Origin of the sequence: Kaistia sp. MMO-174 (assembly GCF_037147815.1) — a bacterium.
In the GTDB taxonomy this organism is placed as follows: domain Bacteria; phylum Pseudomonadota; class Alphaproteobacteria; order Rhizobiales; family Kaistiaceae; genus Kaistia; species Kaistia nematophila.
Genome location: NZ_JBBCUO010000022.1, coordinates 1 through 576 on the forward strand (window position 1 = coordinate 1; position 576 = coordinate 576).

At 64.9% G+C, this 576-nt stretch carries 1 protein-coding gene; it reads right to left on the bottom strand.

The annotated features are described in order from the left end of the window. A partial coding sequence (locus tag WFK98_RS27240; RefSeq protein ID WP_336802524.1) for a DUF4815 domain-containing protein occupies positions 1 to 576 on the bottom strand: 576 nt, incomplete at both ends.

Genomic DNA, 576 nt, shown 5'->3' on the forward strand with positions numbered 1-576 from the left:
ATCGCCGACGAGCGGCCCGGCCGGGGTGACATCGACGCCGTCGAAGGTGAGAGAGGCGAGCGTCTCGCCAACGCCAAATCCCTTCACCGTGAAGGCGACGGGGATTTGGCGCAGGAACTCGACCAGCTCCTCGCGATGATCGACGACGCGGGTCGAGACCGTTGTGCGGCTGGTATTGCCGGAGCCGAAGCGCTGCGTCTGGGGCGACAGGAACGCGGTCGACGTCTCGGTCCAGAAGTCGGTCGACGGGGTGATCGCGAGGCTGATCGGCAGCGGCGTGAAGTTCTGATACGGGTTGACCAGCACACACTCGGTCGCCAGTTCCTGCCGGATCACCACCTCCTCGGTCCAGTCGAGCAACACCGGGGCGGACAGCGAGGCCGAATAGAGCGTCGGATCGATCGCGAGCTGGCAGGATCCCTCGAACACGGCTGCCGTCTGCGCCGCGCCGGCATCGCGATAATGATCGTCGACAAAGGGATCGACGAAGATGCCGCGCTTGGCGACCGGATCCTTGCCGTCGATCGACCGCTTCAGCTTTTCCATCGACACCACGTCGATCAGGTCGATCAGCCG